The following is a 4850-nucleotide window of genomic DNA, read 5'->3' on the forward strand; positions in this document are numbered from 1 at the left end:
GTTCAGAACGTCGTGAGACAGTTCGGTCCCTATCCGTCGCAGGCGTAGGAAATTTGAGGAGACCTGTCCTTAGTACGAGAGGACCGGGATGGACGTACCTCTGGTGTACCAGTTGTTCTGCCAAGGGCATGGCTGGGTAGCTATGTACGGAATGGATAAGCGCTGAAAGCATCTAAGCGCGAAGCCAACTTCAAGATAAGATTTCCCACCGTAAGGGTAAGACCCCAGGAAGACTACCTGGTTGATAGGTCGAAGGTGTAAGTGCAGTAATGTATTTAGCTTATCGATACTAATAGGTCGAGGACTTGACCAATAAATGTTTGAGCAACGGATATGACTGAAGCGAGAGCGAAGGAATATCGTTGGCGACATGAATGAAATGAATTTTCATCTCTAAATGGTATACAGTTTTCAGAGTATTAACTCTAAAAACATGCGGGTGTAGCTCAATGGTAGAGTTCCGGCCTTCCAAGCCGGCTGTGAGGGTTCGATCCCCTTCACCCGCTCCAAATAAAGATTATGTGGTTATTATAGCAAAGAGGATACACCTGTTCCCATTCCGAACACAGAAGTTAAGCTCTTTAGCGCTGATGGTACTTGGGGGGCGACCCCCTGGGAGAGTAAGACGTAGCCACGTAATCTTTTTTTACTTTAATTAAAGTCTAGAATTTTATATTCTAGACTTTTTTTGTTGTATATGGAAAATATATCGAGATAAGTATAAAATATAATAAAGAATAAAATTAATAGGGGATATAGAGATGAATATATTAATAGTTGAGGATGATAACGATATAAATAAATTACTTAATGAAATAATGAATAGCGATGGATATACAACTAAATCTGCATATTCAGGTACAGAAGCTCTTATTTATTTAGAAATGCAAAATTTCGATGTAGTACTATTAGACCTAATGATTCCTGGTTTAAGCGGAGAGGAATTGCTTTTAAAGATAAGACAAAATAAAAATATGCCAGTTATAATAATATCTGCAAAAGATGACAAGCATACAAAAATTGATATGCTTAAAAATGGTGCAGATGATTTTATATCTAAGCCTTTTGATGTAGATGAAGTACTTGCAAGAGTAGAAAGTAATCTTAGAAGGTATAGTAGTGAAAAAAATATATACTGTAAAACTAATGAAATAATTTTTAGAGAGATAAATTTAAACATAGATACAAGAGAAATAACGATAAACGGAAAAGATATATGCCTTACATCTAGAGAGTTTGATATATTACAGTTACTTATACATAATCCTAAAAAGGTATTTACAAAGTCTAATATATTTGAGAGTGTATGGGAGGAAGATTATATGGGTGATGATAATACTATAAATGTACATATAAGTAATTTGAGAAATAAAATATCTAAGTATGCTGAAAATGAGTATATACAAACTATATGGGGAATTGGATATAAACTAGAGGTATAAAACTTAAGACTTTCTTAATGATTTCTTTAATGTTTATTATTAATTGCTATATATAATAAAAGTAAATCAATAAGAAGGGAGATAATTATGGAAGAATACATATTAAGGACTATAAATTTAAGCAAAAAATATAAGGATAAACTAATTGTAGATAATGTTAATATGAATATAAGGAGGGGGGATATTTACGGGTTTATAGGTGAAAATGGAGCGGGTAAGACGAGTGTAATTAGACTTATAACTGGATTAGTAAAAATTACTTCAGGAAATATAATATTATTTAATAGTGATATAGAAGAAAATATTAAAACTCAAAGAAAAAGAATTGGATCGTTGATAGAAAGTCCTGCCTTATATCCAGAAATGACGGCATATCAAAATTTAGAAGCTATAAGACTACAAAGGGGTATTTCAGGAAAACAGGAGATAGATAGAGTTCTTGATTTAGTAAATTTAAAAAATACTAAAAATAAAAAAGTTAAAAATTTTTCTTTAGGAATGAAGCAAAAACTAGCTATAGCAATAGCACTTTTAGGAGATCCTGAATTTTTAATTCTTGATGAACCTATAAATGGATTAGATCCAGTATCTATAGTAGAAATAAGAGAACTATTAAAAAAAATTAATAAAGATAAAGATACTACAATACTAATATCAAGCCATATATTAAAAGAATTAAATCAATTAGCTACTACTTATGGCGTGATAAGTAATGGCAAATTAATAGATGAATTTAGTTCTCAAGATTTAGAACAAAGATGTAAATTAAGTTTAGATATAAAGGTAGATGATATAAACCGAGCTGTAATTATTATAGAAGAGCAGTTAAATACAAATAACTTTAAGGTTATAAAGGATAATACTATAAAATTATTTGATTATATAAATCAACCAGGAAAAGTTTCTTCTGTCCTTGTAAAAAATAACATAGAAATTCAACAAATTATGACTAATGGAGAAGATTTAGAGGATTACTATGTAAATTTAATAGGAGGATGTAAAAATGTATAATCTAGTTAAATCAGAACTATATAAGTTAAGATATGGAAAAACTTACAAAGGTTTAATAATATTTTCTTTATGGTGTGCACTTATGACAATAATAGTATCTATTAATTCAGATACGGTTCACTTAGAACTTATGTCTGGAACTTTTAATAATAGATCATATGGATTTATAATAAATACATTTACTAATCCTCAGAGCTTAAAAGGCATAGAGTTTTTTATGTCTGGATTAGGATGGACACCTATATTAGTTGTAGGGGTAATGTATTTAATCAGCTTTATTACATGTGATGAATATGGTATAGGAACATATAAAAATATATTAACTTATGGTCATGAAAGAAGTAATGTATATATTGCTAAATTACTTACTGTATATATAGGGATATCTGTACTAATATGTGCACTACCAATTATTACATTATTCATAGGTACTATGATGTATGGATTTGGAGTATCATTAAAAATAAACATTATTATTCAAATGGTTAAAACGTTAGGTTTAATTATAGTTATATTTATGGGCATAGTGAGTTTATTTATGTTATTAGCTACTATAATAAAAAATAAAGCACTTATAGTAACTATAGGAATAGTTTTTTTAATATCTCCAATGTTTTTGACTAATATGATTCCATTTGAAATATTAGAATATCATCCAATATTTATGTTGATGGATATTTGTTCACAATCAGCAGATTTAGATACTATTTACAAGATAATAATAAGTTCTGTATCAATGATAGGAGTATTTACTATACTAGGTATTTATATATTTAAGAACCAAGATATAAAATAAAAGAAAGAGGTGAGTAAAATGGGTGTAATAATAATTTTAAGTATATCGGTTATCATTTTACTTACCTATTTATATTTTATAAAAAAAGAAATAAAGAATATATATAAGCAGCTAAATGAATATAATAGAGGATATACGAGGAAAAAAATAGATATAAGTTTATTTGATAGGGATATAGAAAATTTGGTGAGGGTTATAAATGATCATATAAATATAAGTATAAATGCTGTTATCAAACAAAAAAATACGGAGGATGAGCTAAAAAGGGCTATTGCTAATATATCTCATGATATAAGGACGCCACTAACATCTATATTAGGATATATACAAATGTCAAAAAGAGAAGGTACATCACATGAAAAACAATTAGAGTGTATAAATATAGCTGAAAGCAAAGCTAATACCTTAAAAAAAATATTAGAAAAATTATTCATATTTTCTATTGTAGAATCGCCAGAATATATTATTGAGCTGGAATATATAAATTTAAATGATATTTTATATGAATTAATAGCTTCATTTTATGATGAATTTAAAAGTAATGGAATGGATTTAAATATAGATATAAAAGAGGAAAATTTAATTGTATTGGGAAACAAAACGGATATTGTTAGAATAATTGAAAATCTAATGACAAATTTAGTTAAGTACTCTAAAGGAAATGAACAAATTGAGTTGAAAAAAGTAGACGGGAAAGGTATGTTGATTATATCAAATAAAGTCGAAAATTTAAGGAAAGAAGATGTAAAATTATTATTCAACAGATTTTATAAACAAGATATTTCTAGAAATAGTAGTAAAAGCAGTGGACTTGGTTTATCAATAACAAAGACATTGATAGAAAAAATGAAAGGGGATATTGATGCTTATCTTATAGATGATCAAATATATATAATATGTAGTTGGAAAATAGCAGATTTAAAATAAAAAAATTGATTTATTAATGGTGCCAAAAACGTTATATGTTATTTAAAATACTCAAATTATAATTTGAGTATTTTTTTATTATAAAATAATGAGCAATATAGAATTTATACTAACTAATTAATGGAAAATAGAAAACAAAATGTTAAAATGTGTATAACTATTATAAAGCATTAAAATAAGCAACATCTAGCTTGTGGATTATACAATTAATAAGAAAAAATATTATATAGTTCAAAAAAAAAGTAAAAAAAGTATTGACGATATAAATTTATGGTGGTATAGTTATACTTGTCCTTAAGAAAAGGGCAAACACGAAAGACAAAACAACTTAAAAAAAGAGTTGACAAAGAAAAAATACTTTGTTAAACTAAGGAAGTTGAAAAAATGAACTTTGAAAATTAAACAGTAGGTTAATTTATAGAAACAAACATAATTCTTTATAGAATTAAACACAAACAACCAAGCCAGATATTCAGATAATGATTAGCTGAGCAATGGACAACTTTTATTTGAGAGTTTGATCCTGGCTCAGGATGAACGCTGGCGGCGTGCCTAACACATGCAAGTCGAGCGATCTTCTTCGGAAGAGAGCGGCGGACGGGTGAGTAACGCGTGGGTAACCTGCCCTGTACACACGGATAACATACCGAAAGGTATGCTAATACGGGATAACA

General features: G+C 28.4%; 4 protein-coding genes, 1 tRNA gene and 3 rRNA genes. All 8 read left to right on the top strand.

Annotated features, from left to right (window positions below; translation table 11 throughout):
• A 23S ribosomal RNA gene (locus BLP75_RS17860) occupies nucleotides 1-313 on the top strand; the annotation flags it as partial.
• A gap of 122 nt (nucleotides 314-435) precedes the next feature.
• Nucleotides 436-509: transfer RNA gene (locus BLP75_RS17865), tRNA-Gly, on the top strand.
• An 11-nt stretch (nucleotides 510-520) separates the two neighbouring features.
• A 5S ribosomal RNA gene (gene rrf, locus BLP75_RS17870) occupies nucleotides 521-637 on the top strand.
• Nucleotides 638-761: 124 nt separating this feature from the next.
• Nucleotides 762-1442: a response regulator transcription factor gene (locus BLP75_RS17875; protein ID WP_092727893.1), complete on the top strand. Its 681-nt coding sequence runs from the start codon at nucleotides 762-764 to the stop codon at nucleotides 1440-1442.
• Between the two features lie 87 nt (nucleotides 1443-1529).
• Nucleotides 1530-2453 carry an ATP-binding cassette domain-containing protein gene (locus BLP75_RS17880; protein ID WP_092727894.1) on the top strand — a complete coding sequence of 308 codons (924 nt, stop codon included), beginning with the start codon at nucleotides 1530-1532 and terminating at the stop codon, nucleotides 2451-2453.
• Entirely contained in the window at nucleotides 2446-3249 is an 804-nt protein-coding gene (locus tag BLP75_RS17885) for an ABC-2 family transporter permease (protein WP_092727895.1), read from the top strand. Before BLP75_RS17880 ends, BLP75_RS17885 begins: the two co-directional genes overlap by 8 nt.
• 18 nt (nucleotides 3250-3267) lie before the next feature.
• Nucleotides 3268-4176: a sensor histidine kinase gene (locus tag BLP75_RS17890; RefSeq protein WP_242872463.1), complete on the top strand. Its 909-nt coding sequence runs from the start codon at nucleotides 3268-3270 to the stop codon at nucleotides 4174-4176.
• Nucleotides 4177-4681: 505 nt separating this feature from the next.
• Nucleotides 4682-4850 (top strand): 16S ribosomal RNA (locus tag BLP75_RS17895); the annotation flags it as partial.

Source organism: Romboutsia lituseburensis DSM 797 (genome assembly GCF_900103615.1).
Classification (GTDB): Bacteria; Bacillota; Clostridia; order Peptostreptococcales; family Peptostreptococcaceae; genus Romboutsia_F; species Romboutsia_F lituseburensis.